Consider the following 24,049-nt stretch of genomic DNA (forward strand, 5'->3'; position numbering starts at 1 on the left):
GCTACCCGCTACGACAAAATGGCCATCACCTACCGGGCTACCGCAGTCCTCTGCGCTGTCGTAGCCTGGCTACGCAAATAGGAGACACGCTCTAGTTACACGTTCTGGTAGGCCGGAGGGATCTTCAGGTGGTTTTGCCGTTATATGTAGATCTTTGTGGAACTTTTTCATTTGGACCTTTCTCATATTCTTGACGGATTTAACGCGTTACCATACCAGCTAGAACCTTAAGACAATTTGGTGCATGCCAAAATTGCCGAAGGGGCTAGCCATACACTACATACTTGGTTGGCCTAGGTAATTCGAGAAGTTCTATTCACATCTATTTTCTCGTGTCTACTCGGGCGGTACGCATACCAGCGCGGAGAAGAAATCAAACACGTACAATCGTTAGACGTCGACGTACGGCAAGAATGAGAATGTCCCTCAGGCTTCTGACGTTGACGACACCAGGCGCCTATACCGCTCCAAAAGCCGGTCATTTGTAAAACGGTCAGCAACGAACTTCTGCCCCAGAGTAGCTTGACTGATGAAACTTCGTGGATCATTGGCCAGCCTATTTACAGTCGCACCTACTTCTTCAGGTTCCACGTAGATAGCACCGTCCCCGTATGTAGGTTCTAAACGTTTTGGTAATATAACAACCTTGCCTGCACGCATTGCTTCCAACACAGGAAGCCAAGGTTGCACGCTGAGCCGATGATGCGGATAGTAAACCCAGAAACTTATATCATCGAAAAACTGTCTTTTAGTGTAGTTCTGAGGTTTAAGAATAGATATTTTCTTAAACGCCTCCCCACCATATTTTTTAACGGCCGGATTTACATTTCCGAATATTCTCGTATGAAATTCAGGAGAATCGTAAATCTCTACAAATTCTGCCTCTGTGGCAGGCCACCGATATGCATTACCGTGCGAATGAAATCCGACGGTCGGGGTCCCCTCGGGCACCGAAATCTCGTGTGCTCTTTCGCTAAGCACAGGATGCCAAATAAGGTGTGTTGGCAGCAATCGCCCTCTCGGCGAAGAAGATTTTAGCCAATTGTAGTCATATTTAGTTGCTCCGGTGACCCGGAAGCGTGTATCAAAGCAACGATCTAGATTCCGCAGGGATTGTGCAAGCAAAGCGGGACGACGGTTTTCCTCTCCGCCTAGGCTCGGCAATTCATGATGCACTAGTATGCTGCGACGGCTCCTTACCGTACTCCCCAAATTATCTAAAAACATCCCCATAGCGCTGCCATAAACGACTAGTAGTTCGGTGCAAGCGACATCGTCATGAGACACCTGTGTCAAATTGCCCTCAAGCTGCATTTCAAAAAGAAGTGGTGAGAATCCGGACGGATCGACTGTTTCAGGTGAAGGTAGTTGCATATAGCCCACACGCAACCCGGCGTCGATGAATGCGTTTAACTCCGCCAAAACAGTCTGAGGGTACTTTGCCTGACGGAAAAAATCTGTAACGTATATGACGTCGAAAGTCCCTAGGTCAGCATTTCTCCTACCAGCTTCGAATGTAGTCGGTACTGGAAATTGGCGTGGTTCATTCACATTCAAAATTAACTGAGAACCAGCTTTTTTAGTTTCTCGATGCCACTTTCGAAAGGCTTCCCGGTACAAGAGCCTGGATTGCGCAAAGTACCCGCGCGACATTTCCCCTGAAGTCAAAGACCCGCTCCAGATTCGGCTGAAGGAAAGTGGCTTCTCCGCAAGTTCAGCTATTCTCGATGCGCCAAACCGTGTAATCATTCGAAGTAGGAACTCACCATCGGCACCTCTATTCACAGTATCCCACATGCCAATCTCGGCAATGAGACTCCGGTGAAACATAAGCGAGGAGTAATTCATTTGCAGGTAGCTAGGTTGAGTATTGACACGCTTAAAATCAAGATCCGCTGTAGTACGTATATGCGCAGAGCTACTTGCAATTATTTCGTTGTTGCCAAGCAGTGCTTCCATTTGCAACGCAAGTTTGTCGGGGTGAGACCAGTCATCGTCGTCGTGGATGGTAATAAATTCCCCAGTCGCGTCAGACACTCCCCTATTTCTTGCAACATAAGCACCCGAGTTGGTGTCTTGTCTCAGCACACGTATTGACGGCCCAAGATTTTCAAGCTCCAGAAACAAGTCCCGATATTCGACTGGTGATGCATCATCCACGATGATAATTTCAGTGTTTTTCCAGGTCTGTTGTAACAAGCTACGAACCGCAGTCCGGATACCAGGCCCCGGACAGTAGGTGGGCATGATCACTGATACAGTGGGGCCGTCTACAACGACCCGCGTGTCCGATTCGAGTCGATCTAAAAATGGTAGTTTGTCGTCTCCCGTCAAACGTATCTTGGACATGCCTAACCGCGAATAAAAACGGTTCATGGCTTCAACCCACGACGTTTCGGAAGGTGCCGATCGCCTGATCCTCTGGATATCTAACAAATCAGACTGCATAGGCGCCAGTTCATTTATTTGAAAGACATCACCCAGCCGACCGAGTTCATCGCCTCTGTCTCCTTCTACCAGCGCCTCGAGATACTGCATCTTATCGTTGCTATCAAACGCGTCACTTTCGAAAACTTGCAGAACGAAATCATAAATACGTAAGGACGCGTGAGTGTCGACATCATCTCGCGCCGTGTTGGCTACTAAATTAGCGAGTGATAGCAAAATACGGTGATTATAGAGCTCTTCCAGGCGCACCGAACTAAAACTAGTCTGACTCGTCAAAAAGGAATCAATTGCTGCAAGCAAATCAGCGTAGCCGGGATACTCATCGGACGAGACTCCTGCAAGAACGTCCCGAACATGAACTGAGCGACTCCGCATAGCGAATTTGACAAAGGAATCAAGGTTCGAGCTCACCTTATGCCGATAATAATTCATTACCGGATTCACAAGACAGGCTGGCCCCACGTGTTCAGAGCTCGGAGAGCTTGGATGACTGACTGTTGTTTCACCCGAGAAGCTCTTGGGTTTTTGGAGCTTCTTTAAAAACTCCATAGCACGCACTACCGCTGAGGATCCCACAAGTTACTCCCACCCACTACTAATCACAGCTCGGCTAGTGGCCAAATAGACACTAGGCTCTTAATGAATGGGACCGTTTAACTCTGGTGTTCCAAAGTTAAACGGTCCCATTCATCACACAATTACCTTCGGCGGTCTGTATCAACTACGTCGACACGGACTGAATATCCTGCAAGTCCCTCAACAACGGCACGGAGCGCATTTGCGGTCCGGCCCTTGCGTCCGATGACTCTGCCGAGATCATCTGGATGCACGTGGACACTGAGCATTTCTCCACGCCTGTTGTTGCGAAGATCAACCTGTACATCTTCGGGATAATCGACTATCCCCTGGACCAGGTGTTCTAACGCTTCCTGCAACATGGTCACTACTCAGCTGCCTCTTCAGTCTTTTCTTCAGTAGCAGCAGCATCTGGAGTAAGAGCAGCTTCTGGTGTCGGCTCCGGTGCTTCCGGCAGAACTACCGAACCCTTTTCAGGGACGACAAAAGCATCTTTTTCAGCAGGGTGCTTCATGACGGATTCGTCATATTCTTCACCCTTGAATTTTTGCCAGTCACCGGTCAGCTTCAACAGAGCAGTTACCTGCTCAGATGGTTGTGCACCAACGCCGAGCCAGTACTGTGCACGCTCAGAATCGATTCTGATAACTGAGGGTTCTTTAGTTGGGTGGTAGATACCGATCTCTTCGATGGCAGCACCGTCACGCTTTGCGCGCTGGTCTGCAACTACTACACGGTAGTGAGGGGAACGGATCTTACCAAAACGTTTTAAACGGATTCGTACGGCCACTTTTGTGGTTGCTCCTGTTTCATATTATTTTTGTGATCCTTCCACGGCACCTGGGGGCAGGAACCTGGATACATCACGGACGGACACATCGATCAGAGAATAGAGGGTAATCCGACACGATGGATCAGTACCGGACTATTATGGCAGATAGTCACCTAAATGGCGAATCGCCAAGCCACGCTTACAAAACGTGTGCGTTCTCACCAGTAGTTGCGCCACGGGTATCAAATAGCAACCTTGCTTTTGCCCCAATGTCTTGCAGATCGTACTCGCGGTGAGCCTGCAGCAGGATGACAATATCTGCGTCCTGAACCGCCTGATCGAGGTCAGCGACGGATTCGTGTTCCTGCCCGTCGAGTTCCCATGTAGGTACGTTCGCATCATGATACGAAATGATGGCACCTTTGGCAGCAAGACCATGGCCAACAGGCACTGCTGGTGAGTGTCGTTGATCCGCGATATTGGATTTGTAACTTACTCCGAGCAGCAAAACATTCGATCCACTCAATGATTTCTGATCTTCGTTCAAGAGGTCTTGCACACGTTGGACGACATAATTCGGCATCGAATTATTGATGTCTTCCGCGAGATCTACAAAGCGGAAAGGATGTCCTAGCGCTTTACGCACTGAGTAGTTCAAATAGCTGGGATCGATCGGAATGCAGTGTCCACCAACTCCTGGGCCTGGGTAAAACGCCTGGAACCCAAACGGCTTAGTTTTCGCCGCTTTGATTACTTCCCATATATCAATGTCCAATTCATGACTGAACTTCGCCATCTCGTTTACCAGCCCGATGTTGATGTGCCGGTACGTGTTTTCGAGCAACTTCGCAGTCTCGGCTTCTTTGGCACCTTTGACTTTGACGACTTCCTCGATGAACTCACTATAGAAAGCAACCGCCTGGTCTCCCGATTTCGCGGTGACTCCACCAACGACTTTCGGAGTATTTTCGAGACGATACGTCGTATTCCCCGGGTCAATACGTTCTGGGGAGAAAGCTAGATGGAAATCAACATCGATCTCGCGGCCTTTTTCTTCAAGGGCAGGAAGCAGGACTTCCTCTGTTGTTCCCGGATATGTAGTTGATTCTAGGACAACTAACGATTTTTTCGTGAGGTTTTCGGCTACGGCAGCAGTCGCTGACTCAACCGCTCCCAGGTCGGGTCTGCCAGCATCCCCGAGTGGCGTAGGCACACAAACAACAACCACGTCTGCGTCCTGGATAGCCGTGCTGTCTGTAGTTGCCTGATACCCACTTTCCAGCATAGCCTTCAGGTCTTCATCAGGGATATCTTCAACGTGGGACGATCCAGAGTTTAGGTCTCGAACAATTTCCGCACTTACGTCCAAGCCAGTTACTTTAAAGCCTGCTTTACTGGCAGCCTGCGAGAGCGGCAGACCAACGTATCCTTGACCTATTACAACGAGTTCTTTCACGTGGTTTACTCCAAACCAATTTTCTTACACGGTGCAGACTTTGCATCGTTAAACTTAAGAAGCGCTGCCTGCCCAGTTCAGAAACAGGCCGCGTCGGGATAGCTACAAAAGCTTACTTCAAGTACTTGTCGAAGCCTTTAGGCAAGTTGAGCTGCGAAGGATCGAAATTCTTAGGATCGGCACCCGCGCCAAAAGCTGACCCGAGATTCTGGGATGCCTTCTGCGCTTGGCGTTCTTTTTCCTTGCGTGCCTCTTCTTCAGCACGCGCCGGGTTACCAAAACGCTGTTGCTTGCGGTTCTTGCCTTTGCCTTTACCCTTGCGCTGGTTGCGTTTGCCACCTCCAGCGCCACCGCCAGGCATACCTGGCATTCCCGGCATGCCTCCACCGGCGGCCATTTTCTTCATCATCTTTTGAGCTTCGCGGAAGCGCTCGAGCAAGGTATTGACTTCGGAGACGTGCACACCGGAACCAGCCGCAATACGTGCTCGGCGTGACCCATTAATGCTCTTTGGCACATTACGCTCATACGGGGTCATCGACTGAATAATGGCCTCGATGCGATTCACCTGCGAATCATCAAACTGATCGAGCTGCTTCTTCATGTCTTGCGCGCCGGGCATCATCATGAGCATCTTTTTCATGGAGCCCATTTGCTTCAGCTGTTGCATTTGACCCAAGAAGTCTTCCAGGGTGAAGTCTTCCTGATCAGCAAACTTCTTTGCCATGCGCTCGGCCTCGGACTTATCCATAGTCCGTTCGGCCTGTTCGATAAGCGACATAACGTCGCCCATGTCGAGGATGCGCGAGGCCATACGGTCCGGATGAAAGACTTCAAAGTCTTTGAGACTCTCACCGGTCGAGGCAAACATGATTGGTTTGCCGGTAATGTACTTGACCGAAAGTGCGGCACCACCGCGGGCGTCTCCGTCCATCTTGGACAGGACGACACCGGTAAAGCCAACACCCTCATTGAACGCTTGCGCGGTGGCCACCGCGTCTTGGCCGATCATTGCGTCAATCACGAAGAGTACTTCGTCTGGGTTAGTTGCGGCACGAATGTCTGATGCCTGCTGCATCAGTTCTTGGTCGACGCCCAAACGACCAGCAGTGTCAATGATGACAATGTCATGCTGACGCTTCTTGGCTTCTTCCATACCTGAAGTCGCGACCTCGACTGGGTCTCCAGTTGGATCTTCGTGTTCAGAAGAGACCCCCGGGTGCGGCGCATAGACGTGCACCCCGGCTCGCTCACCATTGACCTGTAGCTGCTTGACCGCGTTGGGGCGCTGCAGGTCAGCTGCGATCAGCATTGGCGCGTGGCCTTCTTGTTTCAGGTGCTGCGACAGTTTTCCGGCAAGCGTGGTTTTACCTGCACCTTGAAGACCAACGAGCATAATAACCGTTGGCGGGTTCTTCGCTAGGTTGATCTTGCGGGTTTCACCGCCAAGAATTTCTTCCAGTTCGCTCTGAACAATCTTGACGACTTGCTGACCCGGGTTTAGAGCTTCTGAGACTTCCTGACCAAGCGCACGTTCTTTGACCTGCTTGATGAATTGGCGCACAGCCGGGACGGCAACGTCAGCATCCAACAGCGCACGACGAATTTCGCGTGCTGTTGCATCGATATCCGCCTCTGTAAGCCTGCCTTTGCCCCGGAGGTTCTTGAAGGTTGAGGACAGACGTTCCGTCAAAGTATTGAACACGTGCGATGATCCTTGTAGTCGACTCAGCTCGAATCGGATGGCTCGAGCATAAAAAATGGTACCTGGCGCCTCACTTTATCAAGTAGAGGCACCAGGCACACAGTTGCTGCAATTCATTTGTCTTGCAGCAAAGCAATATTAGCTTGCTAACAATGCATCAACGAAGGCTTCTGCTTCGAACGGTGCAAGGTCATCAGCGCCCTCGCCTAGGCCAATCAGCTTGACTGGAACGCCTAGTTGACGCTGAATTGCTACTACAATACCGCCTTTAGCGGTTCCGTCCAGTTTTGTAAGGACGATACCGGTCACATTGACTGCTTCTGTAAAGACTTTGGCCTGTGCAAGACCGTTCTGACCGGTGGTCGCATCGATCACGAGAAGTACTTCACCGACTTCGGCTTGTTTCTCTGTGACGCGTTTTACCTTACCAAGTTCTTCCATGAGGTTGGCTTTAGAATGCAAACGACCAGCAGTATCGACGAGCACAACGTCTGATTCTTCGTTGATGCCTTCTTCCACTGCTGAGAAAGCAACTGAAGCAGGGTCTGCACCTTCTTGGTCGGAACGGACTGTGTTGACGCCGACGCGCTCGCCCCACGTGGTCAACTGTTCCGCCGCAGCTGCGCGGAAGGTGTCCGCAGCACCAAGAATGACCTTGCGGTCTTCTGCAACAAGAACGCGGGCCAGCTTGCCTACGGTAGTCGTTTTACCTACTCCGTTGACTCCCACAACCATCATGACCGCGGGTTTATCGTCTTTGCGCGTCGCAGCTAGGCGGCGATCCATTTCTGGATCGACCATGGCAATGAGTTCTTCCCGCAGCATCTCACGCACAGTCTCAGTATCGCGTGTGCCTTCAACGGTCACACGCTCTTTGAGGCGCTCGACCAATTCCATTGCTGGGTCTGCACCGAGATCGGACATGAGTAAGTTCTCTTCGATCTCGTCCCAAACGTCCTCGTCAATGTCGTCCTGCGCCAGTAGTGCGAGGAGACCCTTCGAGAAAACATTATTGGACTTCGCCAGCCGAGCACGAAGCCGTGCTAAACGTCCAGCAGCTGGTGCGGGCGTCTCCAGCTCGACCGCGGGTTCTTCGACGACCTCAGGCTCTGGTTCAGGCGCTGGCTCAGGTTCGGCAACGACCTCTTCTTCAACTGCCGGTTCCTCAACGGGAACAGGAACAGCTTCAGGTTCTGGCTCAGGTGCCGGCGCTGGAGGCTCAATAACTTTCGGCTCAGGCATGGGGCGGTCGAGTGCGACCACCGAGCCGATACCTACGATGACAGGTGCGAGAAAAGCAAAAATGATCAGAAGTTCCACACGATATAGTTTTGCACACTTTTCATGATCTGCAACGTTTTCGTTATGCCACCGGCACAGCCAAAGGCCACCAAAAAATAATTACGGCGTGTCATAATGTTCTATATGTCTGCGTCGGTGGAAAAGCTTAAGATCCCAGGTGAAATCCGCATTCTCATTGCGGCGGCGTTTATCATCGCTATCGGCTTTGGAATCATCACCCCTGTTCTGCCGCAGTATGCTGAGTCATTCGGTGTCGGGGCGTTTGGCGTCTCCGCTGTAGTTTCAATCTTTGGATTAGCCCGGCTAATCCTCGCACCGCTTTCGGGCAAGGCCACCATCAAGTTTGGCGAATCCGGTGTATATATCACCGGGGTGACCATCGTAGGTATCTCCATGTTCTTGGTAGCCTTCGCTCAAAGTTACACTCAGCTGTTGATATTTAGAGGGTTGGGTGGTTTTGGATCCACCCTATTTACCGTGTCGGCGATGTCATTCTTGGCAGCAAAATCGCCTCCAACCATTCGCGGCAAAGTATCCGGCGCATACGCTTCAGCTTTTCTCATCGGAAATATTTCAGGTCCGCTGGTCGGTGGGCTCCTCGTAGCCCTGGGGCCACGGGCACCGTTTCTCATTTATGGAAGCGCACTACTGATCGCTTCACTCGTGGTCTATCTTGGCTTGCACCGCAGTAAAGGCGGCAAACGGCATAAGGTCGTTGATAACCGAGAGGCGTGGTCCTTCGGCGAAGCAATTAAAGAACATTCATACAGAGCAGCATTGAGCTCGTTCTTCGCCAATGGCTGGGCTACCTTTGGCGTTCGAAATGCGATTATGCCACTCTTTGCGGCTTCGGCGTTTGCTGGCACCGGGTTCGTCCTAGATGGTGCTCAAACTGCAGCCGTAGCGCTGTCGATTTTTGCCGTAGGAAACGTCATCGCGGTGACCTTGTCGTCGCGGTTGTCCGATAGATATGGTCGAAAACCGCTCATAGTGATCGGGCTTGGAGTTGCAGCTATTGGTACGGGCGTCATTGGCGTGATGACTGATCCTTGGTTGTTCTTCCTCGCCTCGGTCATTGCGGGCACTGGAACTGGCATGATGAATGCACCGCAGCAAGCCGCAATAGTGGATCTGGTTGGGCAAGAACGGAAGGCTGGCTCCGTTATGTCTGCTGCTCAAATGGCAGCCGACGTCGGTTCTATCACCGGCCCACTGTTCATTGGTTGGATTGTTGATGTCTATGGCTTCGAGCTCGGCTTTGCTATCACCGGCATCATCCTTGCGGCGGCCTGTATTGTCTGGATCTTTGCACCAGAAACAAATATTCGTGTCGGCCCTGATGGCCCCAGAACCGGCCAGCTACCTGAGGTAGCACCGTCTGCACACCAAAGAGACTCGAATGATCAGGACTGATCGAGTCGCTGGCTGATGACCTGTGAAACGCCGTCACCGCGCATAGACACTCCGTAGAGCGCGTCTGAAATTTCCATGGTGCGTTTCTGGTGAGTGATGATAATCAGCTGTGAATCATTCTGTAACTCTTTGAGAATGGTTAACAAGCGTGTCAAATTGGTGTCGTCTAGTGCTGCCTCGACTTCGTCCATCACATAGAACGGTGATGGACGCGCTTTGAAGATGGAGACCAGTAGCGCAATCGCCGCAAGCGACTTCTCTCCACCCGACAACAGCGAAAGTCGCTTCACTTTCTTACCGGCAGGGCGGGCTTCCACTTCAATTCCGGTGTGCAGCATGTTATCCGGTTCAGTGAGCGATAGTCGCCCTTCTCCCCCGGGGAACAACGTTGCAAATACGTGCTCGAACTGTGCTGCTGTATCTGCGTAGGCTGCGGAGAAGACCTGCAATACCGTTGCATCAACATCCTCGATGATCTTGAGTAAATCTCTGCGAGATTCTTCGAGGTCTTGCAGCTGCTGTGTCAAATATTCGTGGCGTTCTTGTACCGCCGCGTATTCTTCTAAGGCCAGTGGATTAATTTTTCCAAGTGCGCTCAGATTGCGTTTGGCTGATCGCAGACGTTTTTCTTGCTCTTTTCTGTCATAGAGAACCGTTTCAGTTGAACTCTCTCCCAAGTCCACCGGCTGATCAGGACCGAAATTCGTCACGAGGTACTGGTGGGAATAGCCAAGCTCGGTTAGCGACCGCTCATGTAACTGCTCGAGTTTGAGTTCTTGCTCTTGCCTGGCCAAACGACGCTTATGCAATTGCTCTTGAAAGTGTCCCAGTTCCTTTCGTGACTCGTTTGTGACTTTTTCAGCAGCTTCCAATTGCGAGCGAAGTTCTGCGTTTTGCTCTTCAAGGTCTTGGTAGTCCGAATCGGCTCTGCGAACGCTCGCTTCGATTCGATCTATCGCGGTCTCGATACCGGAGAGCAGCGCGCTAAGCCTCGAAACAGTGCTACGTTGTCGTACTAACGCACGCTGGTACTCCTGTTGGGCAATCTTCGCAGCAGACAACCGCCGTCGTGACTGTTCTACTCGCTGTTCTGCTTGCTGAGCTGTATTCTCGGCGGTACGAAGCGCCAAACGTGCATCTGTCTCGGCAGCTCTTGCTCGACTTGCCTCTTGCTCTGCCTGTTGCTGAGCTGCAGCGGCGTGCTCGACTCCTTGTGTGCTTTCGTCGGCATATGTAGCAGCAGCTTGGGCAGCATCAAAGCGCTCGGTCGCTGTTTCCAGGACTTGCTGGGCTTTATCGATCTCGGTCCGAAGTCGTGTTTGTTGTTCTTCGTTGCGGTTTCTGGAAGCACTTTGCTGCTCAAGGCTCCGTCGTTGTGCAGCTACGCGCTCCCGTAGTGTCGTAACCTGAGACTGCGCTTGTTGGAGTCGCTGATCAACCTGCTGAACTTCCTTCTGTGCACTCTCATAGGCGGCCACAGCCTCAGCATGCTTAAGCTCTACTTCTTCTAACGACCGTGCTACGCGCTGTCTATCTTCCAAAGCCCGATCGTAGGCCGCACGTTGTTCGAGTGAACTGACAGTGCCGTCACCACGAACGTCCAGCCATTGAGCTGTTAAGACGTGTCCCTGGCGCGTGGCGATCCGAAGATGCGGATACTGGGCTATCAGTTCTGTGTTTTCTGCAACGCGGCGTGCTTCTTCGAAATTTTCTACGAGAATTGAGAAAGCTAGAACGTGCTTTATATGTTCGAAAGCACTTGAGGCGTTTTCACGCTGTGACACAACGGTAGTTGCGATAGTGGCGCCCGGGACACTGCCTCCGGAAAGACCATGCTCTAATGATCCCGGGTAAAAAATGCGGACATCAGAGACATCCTGTCGTTCCAATGCGCTGGCTGCGTTAAGACTGTTCTCAAGACTGTCGAGCCAAAGCCGATCTGTAGAGCCAGCCAGCAGTGAGGCAATCGCAGTCTCCCAGCCCTGGTCTATATTGAGAATTTCCGACACATCACGTGGCGAATAGTCACGAATGGCCGCGTGTGCAGAGCCGGGATCTGGCTGAAGTGACTGCTCCAACACCTCTGAGCGAGCTCTTGCAGCACTCAAATCACCTTTTATACCGTTGAGTGAATCATCAAAGTCTTTGAGCTCTTGTCGCGCCTTTTGAGCTGCCTGCTGGATCTTCTCCTGCTCTTCTCGAATCTGGGCTAGGTCTGATTCGGCTTGAGTCAAAGCAGCTTCTTGTTCCGCAACCTCATGTTCCGCTTGAAGCGTCGATTCGTTGCTGTGACTACCGTCTTCGATCAATCGTTCGAGTTCTGCTTTTAAAGAATTCAACTTCGATTCGGCTGCACTCTTTCGGCTCTCCGCGACAGCAAAGGACTTCTGCTGATCGGCCTCTTCACGCACTATGTGGGTATGAGTCTCCTGTGCTATACGAGCCTGTCGTTCAGCTGTGCTTTTTTGCGCCTGCGATTCCTCGAGCCCAGATGCGAGAACCTCGATTTGTTTCTGGCTCTTTTCGTGTTCATCAGTATTCTCGGCGAGCTGTCTCTCCGCTTCTTCTGGAGTCAGACCGGAGGATGCCACCGGCGCACGAGAGGCCGTTTTGTAGCGTTCTTGAGCTAGCGCTTGCAGAGATCGATAACGCTCAGCCAGAGCAGTCAACTGATGGCGGTGGTCGCGCGCGCTAGCGGATGCTTGAGCAGTCTGCGTCTGCTTTTCAGAAAGCTGACGAGCCGATTCCTCGGCATGTTCAAGTTTCTTTGAGACTTCTTGCTGACGCTTTTCGAGTCCGTCATCACTGTCAATAAGCTCTTGGAGCTGTTTTGTTTGCGTCACGACGTCGTCAGCCAACAGTCTCGCGCTGGAATCGCGCACATCATGTTGAATCTGCTGCGCTTTACGCGCAGTTGACGCCTGTTTAGACAGTGGACCGAGCTGCCGATGAACTTCTTCGGTCAGATCTCGAATGCGATCAAGATTTGCCCGCATCGATTCGAGTTTGCGTTCCGAACGTTCTTTTCTGCGGCGGTGTTTAAGAATCCCTGCGGCTTCTTCAATGAAGCCGCGCCGTTCTTCAGGCGTGGCTTGAAGAATTCGGTCCAGTTGGCCTTGACCGACGATAACGTGCATCTCTCGACCCAAGCCTGAATCGGAAAGGAGCTCTTGAATATCTAAGAGACGGGCAGATTCACCGTTGATTTGATACTCAGATCCACCAGATCGGAACAAGGTGCGACTGATGGTGACTTCGGAAAAGTCTATTGGCAGTGTGCCATCAGAGTTATCAATGGTGAGATCTACTTGCGCCCTTCCCAGAGCAGAACGGCCCGTCGTACCCGCAAAAATGACATCTTCCATTTTGCCACCGCGCAGGTTTTTTACACCTTGCTCCCCCATGACCCATGACAACGCATCGACCACGTTTGATTTTCCTGAACCGTTCGGGCCAATGACAGAGGTGACCCCAGGTTCAAAATCAAACGTGGTCTTAGACGCGAAGGACTTAAAGCCTCGAATCGTGAGGGTTTTGAGATACATGCAGGAAGGTTAGTTCACTAACGCTAGTTGCCTAGACCGTCATCAAATTCTGCGGCGCGTTCACCAACGCCGAGCAGCTCCGCGATAGCGGATACTGTTCGGTCTCCTGCTTTTCCATCACCGTATGGGTTCACCGCAGCAGCCATGGCATTATACGCAGCCGAGTCAGTTAACAACGTCGTGACTTCGTTGTATACGCGTTCCTCATCCGTGCCGATAAGCCGAACAGTGCCTGCCGTTACTGCTTCGGGGCGTTCAGTGTTTTCCCGCATAACTAGCACCGGTTTGCCCAGCCCTGGTGCTTCTTCTTGGACACCACCAGAGTCAGTCAGCACAACGTTCGAAAGGCTAATTAGATGAGTGAACTGACCATATGCAAGTGGCTCGGTAACCACTACATTTTCTTTTCCTTCGATGAATGGCAGCACAGCTTCACGCACCACGGGATTCTTATGGGCCGGCAGAACGAATAGAACGTCGGAATGCTGATCAGCCAAACGACCAAGGGCTCTCCCGACACCCCGCATGGCATCGCCCTGGTTCTCACGCCGGTGAGTTGTCACCAGTACAACCTTCTTGCCCGCCTCAACATCAGCCGCAACGTCTTTTAGAGCAGGGTCGTCGAAAGGCACTTTTTTATCGACAACGTCGTAGAGTGCATCGATTACGGTGTTTCCGGTGATATACACGTCTTCGGGGGTTACTGTTTCGCGCAACAAGTTGTCACGAGAAACGGAAGTTGGCGCCAAGTGCAAAGAGGCAAGTTGGGTAGTAATTTTTCGATTCGCTTCTTCAGGGAAAGGCGAGAAAATATTGAACGAGCGCAGGCCCGCTTCCGCATGTACAACAGGGATGCCACGATTGAATGCCGCAATCGCACCAGCAGTCGAAGTAGTGGTATCACCCTGGACAACGACTGCCTCTGGAGCGACCTCTTCTAGAACCTCATCTAATCCAGCAATGTTCTTTGCCATCACTGCGTTAAGTGTCTGCCGTGGCTGGATGATATTCAGATCAAAGTCAGGGGTGATCTCAAACAGCTCGTTGACCTGATCCAGCATTTCACGATGCTGTCCTGTCACCGTAACTACCGGTTTCAGTACATCAGATGCCTCGAGCGCCTTGATAATCGGCGCCATCTTGATGGCCTCTGGACGCGTGCCGTAAATCGGCATAATTCTCTTCAAGGTGAGCCTCACTTTGGAAAACAATCATCCTGCTGGACAAATACGCGTGTCCAAATTCAGACTGTGGAATATCGTTTCTCTGCGCTAGTCTAGTCTGTTCACGGCCGGAAGCCGGTTTACGGACACAACTAACACAATGACCAGCGACCACACATTGCCGATTGGTAAACTGTAGCGGTGCGCTCCGGGATTAACCACCCGATTTCAAACTGTGAAAGTATTATAGATCGGTATCACAGCGTGACCAATCTTGACTACCACCCCGAGTTCGTAGTCGTTGAAAGGAAGTTACATGGCGACTGAGGATGCGTCAAAACCATCAGGTGATGGAGGTGTGCAGCAGGTAAAAGTCGATGGTTCCAATTTTACAAGGATCGGCCTCCGACCAGGTCTGTGGTCCTACTTCAAACAAATATGGGAATTTCGCCACTTCATCATTTTTGATTCACGCTCTCGCATTGCTGGCGAGACGGCCGATGATAACCTCGGCCGAGTGTGGATGGTGGTCAACCCTATCCTCCTGGGCGCAGCGTACTTTCTGGTCTTTGGGATCATGCTCGGTACTGGCCGCGGGATCGAGAACTTTGTCGCATATCTCATTATCGGCGTCTTCATGTATCGATTCACCGTTTCGACGATTGTCGCTGGGTCGAAAGCTATAACGGGGAACCGGTCTCTTGTTACAGCTTTTAATTTTCCGAAAATGACCCTCCCCATTGCAATCAATGTGCGTGAGTTTTTGCGGCAAACAATAACGTACGTCACAATGATCGTGTTGATCTTACTCATCCCACCTCTTGAGCCGATCACATGGAAATGGTTAATCTTTATTCCCGTTGTAATTGTTCAGTTCTTCTTCAACCTCGGGCTCAGCTTAGTATTAGCTCGTATTGTCACAGCCTGGAACGACTTCAGCCATCTCATCAGTTTCGGAACTCGTATTTGGATGTACCTATCGGCCATCTTCTACGGGGTGGAACGCTTTGAAGATATCCCACTCGTTCTGAATTTTATGTATGCCAACCCTCTCTTCTGCATACTTGATATCACTCGTGACATATTCCTCTACGACACGTGGCCCGATCCCATGCGGTGGATAGTACTCGGTGCCTGGACGGTCGGACTTCTGGTGATTGGAACATTCTTGTTTTGGCAAGGTGAAGAGAAATACGGGAGGGAACGTTAATGTCCGTACAAGAAGCCGTAACAACTCCCACTAGCCATCCTGCTGTAGCCATCGACGAAGCCTCCCTGACCTACACTGTTGCGACTGCCAGCGTTCAAAAAAAATCGAGGAATCTGCTCCAGCGTCTCCGCGGCATTACCGGAGTTGGGGAGCAAAAAGTTGAAGCGCTGAAGCCATTATCTCTGGTGGTAAACACCGGTGAATCTGTCGGCGTAATCGGCACAAACGGTTCAGGCAAATCAACGCTCATGAAAGTACTCACTGGGCATCTTCCACCAACAACCGGCGCGGTGTACGCAACCTCCACCCCTATAATGCTCGGGGTGAATGCGGCGTTGGTTAAACAAATCTCGGGTCATGACAACATCACTCTCGGTTGTCTCGCCATGGGTATGACACGGCAGCAGGTTGAAGAAAAACGTGACGCGGTTATCGAGTTATCAGGACTGACGGATAACGCACTGCGTCTACCGATGAAAGCTTACTCGTCTGGTATGGCGTCACGCTTACAATTCGCTATCGCCACCAGCATGGATCCTGAGATTCTAATTATCGATGAAGCCCTAAACACCGGCGATGCACAATTCCGAGCCAGGACAGCATCTCGCATTGACGAGCTGCGTGAAGAAGCTGGGTGCGTATTTCTCGTGAGTCACTCTTTACCAACAATTCGCGAGATGACGAACCGCTGCATCTGGATTCAACAGGGAGAACTCATTATGGATGGTGACCCTGCTGAAGTCACGAAAACGTATACCGGGTACACGAAACGCATGGCTGCAAAGAAGTACAAATCCGCAGCTGAGTACCTTGCAGACGTAAAGTCCACATTAAACGCGCAAAAAATCATCTGGCAATGACAAACGTTCGACCATAACGATGCTCGCTTAACCCTGCACGATGCTAAACCATTGCGGCCCACAGCAGTGTAAGCTCGGATGAGTTTATTTTTTGCAGGACGGGTTTGTGCTGCCACATGTATATGCGACAGTAAAGGAGAATGGGATTCGATGAGAAGCTCTTGGTTGAAGCGACTTCGGAGATTCTTATCCTCACGATTCCCGGATCTGAATAGTTTGCGCGAGGCCCGCCGCACAACGCATCCGAATTTCACTTTCGGGGATCTGAACCTTGACGCGGCTCTCCGGCAAGCAAAGCTGGGAAAGGGATACGCACGAACGCCCTCGACCAAAGAGCGTCTCAAAGAACTCAATGAAGGCAAAGTGACGCTGCCTCCGCACTCTCCCTGGCGAGGTGACTACACCGATTGGGTCGCGGATCCATTCAACGATCGCAATTGGCGCTTTCAATTCCATACTTTACGCTGGATCAACCCTTATCTATGGGATGCCCTAGCTGGTAATGAGGACTCTAAAGCCGAGTGGAAGCGTATCGTGCGTTCATGGGCACATGACAACACCCCACACCGTCGTGCTCGAGATGAATACGCGTGGATGGACATGACGGATGGTAACCGGGCGATCCAGATCAGTATCGGTGCACCGTTAATCGACAGCGACGATGCTTGGTATATCAACCTACTCGTGGAGCATCGGAACTGGCTCTTGGAGGATAAAAATATCGTCCAAGGAAACCACGGACTGCACCAGAACCTTGGGCTTTTTGTGGTTTCAGCCGTTCTCAGCGATGAGACAAGTATTTACAAAGCGATTGATCGTTTGACGACACACATCCTCGAAGCGTTCGACGATAATGGTCTCACTGACGAAGGCTCTGTTGGCTATCACCAGATGAACCTGGTGTGGTGGCGCCAAGCCCAACAGCGGCTGGAACTCGAAGGCTATTCATTCCCCCCAGAAGCAGCCCAACGCCTAGATAGCGCGGGTGTCACGATGGGGCACTTGCTGCTCCCCGATGGCACGATGCCCCAAATTGGTGACGGCAACCGTGGCAAGGGCCGGCGGGGTTTGCACGGGTTCCTTGATCAAGTCAATAAAGGCACCATTCGGGATACAGACCGGCCAATCGTGCAGCACTACAAAAATGGCTTCACAGTTTCCCGAAGTGGCTGGGGTGAAACCCGTCCGTTAAAGGACGAATCACACACTGTCGTGCGCCATGGGCGGGATCTGTTGCGACATTCACACGATGATCGCGGAAGCGTGCACATCTACACAGCAGGTCGACGCTGGATTACTGACGGCGGATTTCACAGCTACCAACAGAATGATCCAGACCGGATATATACCAAATCACGCCTCGCGCACAGTCTGGTGGACATACCGGCGCAGAACCATGACATTACAGGCGACGTTCCGGTCATACTTACCGAATCCAGAAGTGACCTACACAGCGTTGAAATACTTGATGCCAATTTTGACACGGCTTCATGGCAACGCCGAGTGGTGTTTTTACCTAAACAGGATATTTGGGTCATCTGGGACCGTATCGAAGGCGCTAATGAAGAGCGAGTCCAACAGCAATGGCTGCTTGACGTTGGGGTTGTTGCCGAGCAGCTTGATGAGACTACTTTATCGCTCCATGACAGGCGCAACGAGCTCCACATGCAGTGGCTCGGTACTCAACCCAATTTTGACATAACCAGAGGCGATCCAAAATCTAACTCCAAACGCGGTCTCATCGGGTTGCGTTGGAAAGACATGAAACCGACGACTTCCGTTCACGCCAACTTTTACACAAAAGATGTCGAGTCTATAGTTATAATTTCACTGCAGGACAAGCCATCCGAAACTATCAAGTTAATCAACCACGAGCCAATGGAATCCTTCGAACTGAAGCTAAACAGCCCCGAGCAGATGTCTCGACTAAAGTTTCAGAAAGAATCAACACGACTAATCCCTGACTTATAGAATCGCCTAGGTCGCATGTGCATAGTTATGGGTGGGCATCTCGTGACGATCTCTAGATACCGCATGACGTAACTGACGAAATAGCTAGGTAGTCGCTCGGAATTTCCTGAGGGTTACCATGTTTCTTTGACTCTCTAAACCAAACCGGCTTATTGTAATAAGGATGTCCACACAGACTTTTCCTCCTCAAGAGGCGCCTGCGCCTGCCCGTAGTTCGTTTCGTCCAGAGCTTCAGGGTCTTCGCGCACTCGCAGTAGGGCTTGTCTTGTTGTATCACCTTTGGCCCGAGCGTGTCAGTGGTGGTTTTGTGGGCGTGGACGTCTTCTTCGTGGTTTCTGGATTCTTGATCACAGGACATCTCTACCGAGAACTATCCAACACCGGCACAATCTCGTTGCGGAAGTTCTGGGCTCGGCGAATCATGCGCCTGCTCCCACTGGCCTTCACCGTGCTAATCTTCAGCCTGGTTCTCATGCTGATCTTTCTGCCACAAACCGTGTGGGACATGAATGTACGCCAAATACTGGGCTCATTATTCTATGTAGAGAACTGGGTGCTGGCCGCTGACTCCGTGGACTACATGGCCGCAGAAAACGAACCCTCACTGGTACAGCACTACTGGTCGCTGTCCATCGAAGAACAGTTCTACATTGTGCTTCCACTCGTACTGCTGGGCTCCTACCTGCTGACCAAATACCTGCGGCGCAATAAAACAGCCCAGCAGGTTGACGCCAAGAAAGTCTTCATCTGGGCACTGGTAGCAATCACCATCGTGACTTTCATCTTCTCAGTGCTCTACACCAACTACAACGCTGCCCAGGCCTACTTCGTCACACCAACCCGGTTCTGGGAATTCTCCATGGGCGGGCTACTAGCGCTACTCCCTGCGGCATCAAAAATTCCAGCCCAGTTCCAGAACCTTCTGGGTTGGGCCGGCATCATCTGCATCATCATCGCCGGCCTCACCTATGACGGCGCCACAGCCTTCCCCGGCTACACCGCCTTATTGCCAGTCATCGGCACGGCGTTGTTCATCCGCTATGGCACACGCCAACGCATCACTGGTATCTACTGGTGGGCCGAACTGACCCCATCTACCCGCATGGGCGACTGGTCCTATGCCATCTACCTTTGGCACTGGCCACTGATCATCGCAGCAGGATACCTACTCGACCCCCTCACCTGGCCATATAAACTCGGACTCATCGCACTAACGTTCGCCCTCTCAGCGGCATCACAAAAACTCATCGAAGATCCCCTGCGCAAAGCCAAACCCTTCAAAATCCCCAAACGCGCCTTCACACTCATGGCCTCCAACATCGCCATCATCGCGGCACTGACCTTCTTCATCCCCACACTGCTCTCCCCCAACACCAACGAAGACGTCGCCATCGACGAATGCACCGGAGCCAACGCACTACTCACCAACTGCCAAGACCAAGGACTCGAAGGACAACCCTTGGCATCACCTACACAGGTCGCAGATGAGAAATCTGAGGATACTTATCCGGAATGCTTCATCCCTAAAGGCGAAACTGATTTTGATCGTTCAGATTGCAGCCTGGGAGCCGATCCAGACACTTCGGACTACACAATTGCAATCTTCGGCAGTTCTCACGCAAGAATGTGGCTACCGATGTTGGACAAGGTTGGTCGGGAGAACAACTGGAATATTCAAGGCTACACAAAGAGTGCTTGCTCGCCGGTACCTCTGCCCAAAGCCAGTCCTGAAAGCACTGGTGAAGAGCTGGAAACCGCACAGGGCTGTGATGATTTTGTATTCGAAACTGCCGAGGAGCTGAAGAACGACCCGGAAATCGATGTCATTGCTACAGCCTCTCTTGGAGGATCCGAAACGCACTACATGGAAGACGGTGATCCGGCTTCTACTGATGAAAAAATCGAGGCCATCGATACGATGTGGCAAGAGTGGCATGACGCTGGGAAAGAAGTCGTGACTATTGGTGAAGTCCCCCATTTCGATGATATTGAAGCTCCCACATGTGTAGAAGAGAATAATGAGGACGTCGCCGAAAATTGCTCCGTCCCCTTCAGCGAAGCCATCGATCCTGATGGAACCTTCCAACGACTAACCGCAGATGCGGGCAACGCCGAGATCGAATTTTATGATCCAGCAGCGGGACTATGCAATTCGGGGACATGTTACAGCATGGTCGGGAACTTGATCACGCGCTACGACCACCACCATCTGTCGGCGGACTTCGCAACGTCCTACAGCGACAACTTCTCCAAATTCATGCATGAAAATGTCCTCGACTGATTCATATCATCTGACGAATCAGCGCAAGTCCTCTCCATAACAATGTCACCTCGCTGAAGGCCGTAATTTCTGTACCTGCCGTCTGGCGGTAGCTGAAAGAGCACCAGGATGATTAGATCTGAATTGGTAGCCTGGGGACTCACACAGTACTTGCTCGAAAGTCTCTGAAAACTCAGCTAGTCTGATTGACTCCTCGTCACGAGTCGGCTTATTGTAATAAGGATGTCCACACAGACTTTTCCTCCTCAAGAGGCGCCTGCGCCTGCCCGTAGTTCGTTTCGTCCAGAGCTTCAGGGTCTTCGCGCACTCGCAGTAGGGCTTGTCTTGTTGTATCACCTTTGGCCCGAGCGTGTCAGTGGTGGTTTTGTGGGCGTGGACGTCTTCTTCGTGGTTTCTGGATTCTTGATCACAGGACATCTCTACCGAGAACTATCCAACACCGGCACAATCTCGTTGCGGAAGTTCTGGGCTCGGCGAATCATGCGCCTGCTCCCACTGGCCTTCACCGTGCTAATCTTCAGCCTGGTTCTCATGCTGATCTTTCTGCCACAAACCGTGTGGGACATGAATGTACGCCAAATACTGGGCTCATTATTCTATGTAGAGAACTGGGTGCTGGCCGCTGACTCCGTGGACTACATGGCCGCAGAAAACGAACCCTCACTGGTACAGCACTACTGGTCGCTGTCCATCGAAGAACAGTTCTACATTGTGCTTCCACTCGTACTGCTGGGCTCCTACCTGCTGACCAAATACCTGCGGCGCAATAAAACAGCCCAGCAGGTTGACGCCAAGAAAGTCTTCATCTGGGCACTGGTAGCAATCACCATCGTGACTTTCATCTTCTCAGTGCTCTACACCAACTACAACGCTGCCCAGGCCTACTTCGTCACACCAACCCGGTTCTGGGAATTCTCCATGGGCGGGCTACTAGCGCTACTCCCTGCGGCATCAAAAATTCCAGCCCAGTTCCAGAACCTTCTGGGTTGGGCCGGCATCATCTGCATCATCATCGCCGGCCTCACCTATGACGGCGCCACAGCCTTCCCCGGCTACACCGCCTTATTGCCAGTCATCGGCACGGCGTTGTTCATCCGCTATGGCACACGCCAACGCATCACCGGCATCTACTGGTGGGCCGAACTGACCCCATCTACCCGCATGGGCGACTGGTCCTATGCCATCTACCTCTGGCACTGGCCACTGATCATCGCAGCAGGATACCTACTCGACCCCCTCACCTGGCCATATAAACTCGGACTCATCGCACTAACGTTCGCCCTCTCAGCGGCATCACAAAAACTCATCGAAGATCCCCTGCGCAAAGCCAAACCCTTCAAAATCCCCAAACGCGCCTTCACCCTCATGGCCTCCAACATCGCCATCATCGCCGCACTAACATTTTTCATCCCCACACTGCTCTCCCCCAACACCAACGAAGACGTCGCCATCGACGAATGCACCGGAGCCAACGCACTACTCACCAACTGCCAAGACCAAGGACTCGAAGGACAACCAGAAATATCAGCCACCCAAGTCCAACTCGAAGCAGAAGAGCCAACGTATACGGAATGCAACGTGCCTGAGGGCTACACAGACTTCGGCCGGTCTGGTTGTAGTCTGGGAGCTTCAGAAGATTCGGCAGAATTTACGATTGCGGTCCTCGGTGATTCTCATGCGCGCGCGTGGTTACCGATGTTGGACGAGATTGGTCGGGAGAACAACTGGAATATACAAGGCTACACAAAGAGCGGCTGTACTCCCGTGCCCTTGTCCAGTGCCGAAGAAGGAGCAGATCAGGCTGCACGAGAGGAGTCAGAAGCATGTAAGCAATTTGTCAAAGACTCCTCAGAGGAGTTTCAGAATAGCGATCAGATCGATGCCATCGTCACCGCCGCATCTCCGGCAGATCGGGATTTCTATGACGAATCTGGGGCGAGTTCTGACGACATCACAAGCGAGGCACTCAATGACATGTGGCAAGAGTGGGAAGATGCGGGCAAGGACGCCATAGTAATCGGTGAGGTCCCCCATTTCGAAGAGCTCAATGGGCCTACCTGTATAGAAGCTAATCCTGATAATGTCGTCGAAGCGTGTTCAGTGCCTGCTGACGACATAATCGAAGCGCGTGACACTTCTCTGACCTGGGCAGCGGAGAAAGAATCGTCACTGGTGAGCTTATACGACCCAGTGCCGGGTGTTTGCGATGAAAATCGTCGCTACAGTATGGCTGGCGGACTGATCACCAGGTACGACCACCACCATCTTTCTTCAGATTTCGCACGCTCATACGACGAGCATTTTGTGAGCTTCCTGAGCGATCAGTTGTCGCTGGACTCGTAATATCGTGGAGCGCCACCGCAAATCAAGCTTTCCGTTCCAAAACAGCTAATCGGCTTGTCCCGGCTTCGATACGCTGGAACCCAGCAAACCCTTCCTGCCAGGCATCAACAATGTTTGCTTCATCTCGCCGATGTGCGTCATCAAGAATAACGGTTACAGTTGGAGACAACCGATCAATAATCTGTGGAAGTGAAGGATACCGCGCCTGTGGTCCAGTCGCCGCAGGAGGCCCGTCAATGAGCACCATGTCAATATCCGACAAATCACTCAATGCCTCCATGGAATACCAGTTGTAGGTATCACCACCGCACTCGATTCTCTCGAGTGGCGCCAGTCGGCATTCCACATGAGTGTTCAACGAATGTCGATCAACTGCAGCCTGCGTAAGTTCTAAGTATTCCTCCAGATGATCGAGGGTCACGACTTGACCGCCATATGCACGACACAGGTAACCAAACCAGATAGTGGATGTTCCACTACCAAGTTCCAAGATGCGTCGAGGGCGACGTTCATCAACTAAAGAAATTAAGTGCCCCAGTGCTTGAGCATCCATAGCAAACCCGCCGGTGCTGGGCATAGGCAATTTAGTGTCCTCGAATCGAGGATAAATCTGAAGCATCGATTCAATTTGACGCGTACTATCGCGGGCTGTGGTGTTTATGTGCCGTGTTATTTTTCGGGTTTCGGCATCATGGACACTAAGCTTTTGCACCGCCGACGCTATTGCGTCATCAGTAAATGTTTGCGTATCAATAATCGCTGCATTTGTAGTTTCAGCCATATTATCGAGCTTCGACCCAACGTCAGTGTTCAGCCGTATGGCTTCTTCGACGCGGCCAGCAAGACGTCGCACGGCGGTTTTAGTATTTCGCTCCTCCGTGCGGCTGCGTCTCGTGATGTGTCGCCCAACTAGAGCGTGTCTCCTATTTGCGTAGCCAGGCTACGACAGCGCAGAGGACTGCGGTAGCCCGGTAGGTGATGGCCATTTTGTCGTAGCGGGTAGC

General features: G+C 51.8%; 14 protein-coding genes and 1 pseudogene. 6 read left to right on the forward strand and 9 right to left on the reverse strand.

Annotated features, from left to right (window positions below; genetic code table 11):
- Nucleotides 1-426: 426 nt before the first annotated feature.
- The 6 genes from ACYVJT_RS13795 to ftsY form a co-directional block, all read right to left on the reverse strand.
- Nucleotides 427-2,997 (reverse strand): glycosyltransferase, encoded by a 2,571-nt coding sequence (locus ACYVJT_RS13795; protein ID WP_343957926.1) that lies wholly within the window; start codon nt 2,995-2,997, stop codon nt 427-429.
- A 149-nt stretch (nt 2,998-3,146) separates the two neighbouring features.
- Nucleotides 3,147-3,386: an RNA-binding protein gene (locus tag ACYVJT_RS13800; protein WP_343957928.1), complete on the reverse strand. Its 240-nt coding sequence runs from the start codon at nt 3,384-3,386 to the stop codon at nt 3,147-3,149.
- 5 nt (nt 3,387-3,391) lie between these two features.
- Nucleotides 3,392-3,814, reverse strand: a complete 423-nt coding sequence (gene rpsP / locus ACYVJT_RS13805; protein WP_343957924.1) for a 30S ribosomal protein S16 — start codon at nt 3,812-3,814, stop codon at nt 3,392-3,394.
- A 181-nt stretch (nt 3,815-3,995) separates the two neighbouring features.
- Nucleotides 3,996-5,252 (reverse strand): nucleotide sugar dehydrogenase, encoded by a 1,257-nt coding sequence (locus ACYVJT_RS13810; RefSeq protein WP_343957922.1) that lies wholly within the window; start codon nt 5,250-5,252, stop codon nt 3,996-3,998.
- Nucleotides 5,253-5,364: 112 nt separating this feature from the next.
- Complete coding sequence (ffh, locus tag ACYVJT_RS13815) at nt 5,365-6,957, reverse strand: signal recognition particle protein (RefSeq protein WP_343957920.1); 1,593 nt, start codon at nt 6,955-6,957, stop codon at nt 5,365-5,367.
- Between the two features lie 138 nt (nt 6,958-7,095).
- A complete protein-coding gene (ftsY, locus tag ACYVJT_RS13820) occupies nt 7,096-8,277 on the reverse strand; it encodes a signal recognition particle-docking protein FtsY (RefSeq protein WP_343957918.1) in 1,182 nt (393 codons plus the stop codon).
- 96 nt (nt 8,278-8,373) lie between these two features.
- Between ftsY and ACYVJT_RS13825 the strand changes: the two genes are divergently transcribed.
- Entirely contained in the window at nt 8,374-9,672 is a 1,299-nt protein-coding gene (locus ACYVJT_RS13825; RefSeq protein WP_425579872.1) for an MFS transporter, read from the forward strand.
- On the opposite strand, the gene smc is transcribed toward ACYVJT_RS13825, so the two are convergent.
- Nucleotides 9,663-13,217, reverse strand: a complete 3,555-nt coding sequence (gene smc / locus ACYVJT_RS13830) for a chromosome segregation protein SMC (RefSeq protein ID WP_343957914.1) — start codon at nt 13,215-13,217, stop codon at nt 9,663-9,665. The genes ACYVJT_RS13825 and smc overlap by 10 nt on opposite strands.
- Before the next feature lie 23 nt (nt 13,218-13,240).
- Nucleotides 13,241-14,404, reverse strand: coding sequence for a non-hydrolyzing UDP-N-acetylglucosamine 2-epimerase (gene wecB / locus ACYVJT_RS13835; RefSeq protein ID WP_343957912.1), 1,164 nt, complete (start codon nt 14,402-14,404; stop codon nt 13,241-13,243).
- 292 nt (nt 14,405-14,696) lie between these two features.
- On the opposite strand from wecB, the gene ACYVJT_RS13840 reads away from it, so the two are divergent.
- From ACYVJT_RS13840 to ACYVJT_RS13860, 5 genes and pseudogenes are all read left to right on the forward strand, one after another.
- Entirely contained in the window at nt 14,697-15,590 is an 894-nt protein-coding gene (locus ACYVJT_RS13840; RefSeq protein WP_343957910.1) for an ABC transporter permease, read from the forward strand.
- Nucleotides 15,591-15,778: 188 nt separating this feature from the next.
- Nucleotides 15,779-16,450: pseudogene (locus ACYVJT_RS13845) on the forward strand (ABC transporter ATP-binding protein); the annotation flags it as partial.
- 150 nt (nt 16,451-16,600) lie between these two features.
- Nucleotides 16,601-18,421, forward strand: coding sequence for a heparinase II/III family protein (locus ACYVJT_RS13850; RefSeq protein WP_343957905.1), 1,821 nt, complete (start codon nt 16,601-16,603; stop codon nt 18,419-18,421).
- A gap of 163 nt (nt 18,422-18,584) precedes the next feature.
- A complete protein-coding gene (locus tag ACYVJT_RS13855; RefSeq protein WP_499418484.1) occupies nt 18,585-20,702 on the forward strand; it encodes an acyltransferase family protein in 2,118 nt (705 codons plus the stop codon).
- A gap of 222 nt (nt 20,703-20,924) precedes the next feature.
- A complete protein-coding gene (locus ACYVJT_RS13860) occupies nt 20,925-23,045 on the forward strand; it encodes an acyltransferase family protein (protein ID WP_499418485.1) in 2,121 nt (706 codons plus the stop codon).
- Nucleotides 23,046-23,067: 22 nt separating this feature from the next.
- On the opposite strand, the gene ACYVJT_RS13865 is transcribed toward ACYVJT_RS13860, so the two are convergent.
- Complete coding sequence (locus tag ACYVJT_RS13865) at nt 23,068-23,826, reverse strand: O-methyltransferase (protein WP_343957709.1); 759 nt, start codon at nt 23,824-23,826, stop codon at nt 23,068-23,070.
- Nucleotides 23,827-24,049: the final 223 nt, after the last annotated feature.

The sequence above is a fragment of the Yaniella soli genome (genome assembly GCF_054782375.1).

Coding starts and splice junctions, on each gene's coding strand:
- ACYVJT_RS13800 (WP_343957928.1), bottom strand. CDS start 3,386: ATGTTGCAGGAAGCGTTAGAACACCTGGTCCAGGGGATAGTCGATTAT.
- smc (WP_343957914.1), bottom strand. CDS start 13,217: ATGTATCTCAAAACCCTCACGATTCGAGGCTTTAAGTCCTTCGCGTCT.
- ACYVJT_RS13840 (WP_343957910.1), top strand. CDS start 14,697: ATGGCGACTGAGGATGCGTCAAAACCATCAGGTGATGGAGGTGTGCAG.
- ACYVJT_RS13865 (WP_343957709.1), bottom strand. CDS start 23,826: ATGGCTGAAACTACAAATGCAGCGATTATTGATACGCAAACATTTACT.
- ACYVJT_RS13795 (WP_343957926.1), bottom strand. CDS start 2,997: ATGGAGTTTTTAAAGAAGCTCCAAAAACCCAAGAGCTTCTCGGGTGAA.
- ACYVJT_RS13855 (WP_499418484.1), top strand. CDS start 18,585: ATGTCCACACAGACTTTTCCTCCTCAAGAGGCGCCTGCGCCTGCCCGT.
- ACYVJT_RS13850 (WP_343957905.1), top strand. CDS start 16,601: ATGAGAAGCTCTTGGTTGAAGCGACTTCGGAGATTCTTATCCTCACGA.
- ACYVJT_RS13825 (WP_425579872.1), top strand. CDS start 8,374: ATGTTCTATATGTCTGCGTCGGTGGAAAAGCTTAAGATCCCAGGTGAA.
- ACYVJT_RS13860 (WP_499418485.1), top strand. CDS start 20,925: ATGTCCACACAGACTTTTCCTCCTCAAGAGGCGCCTGCGCCTGCCCGT.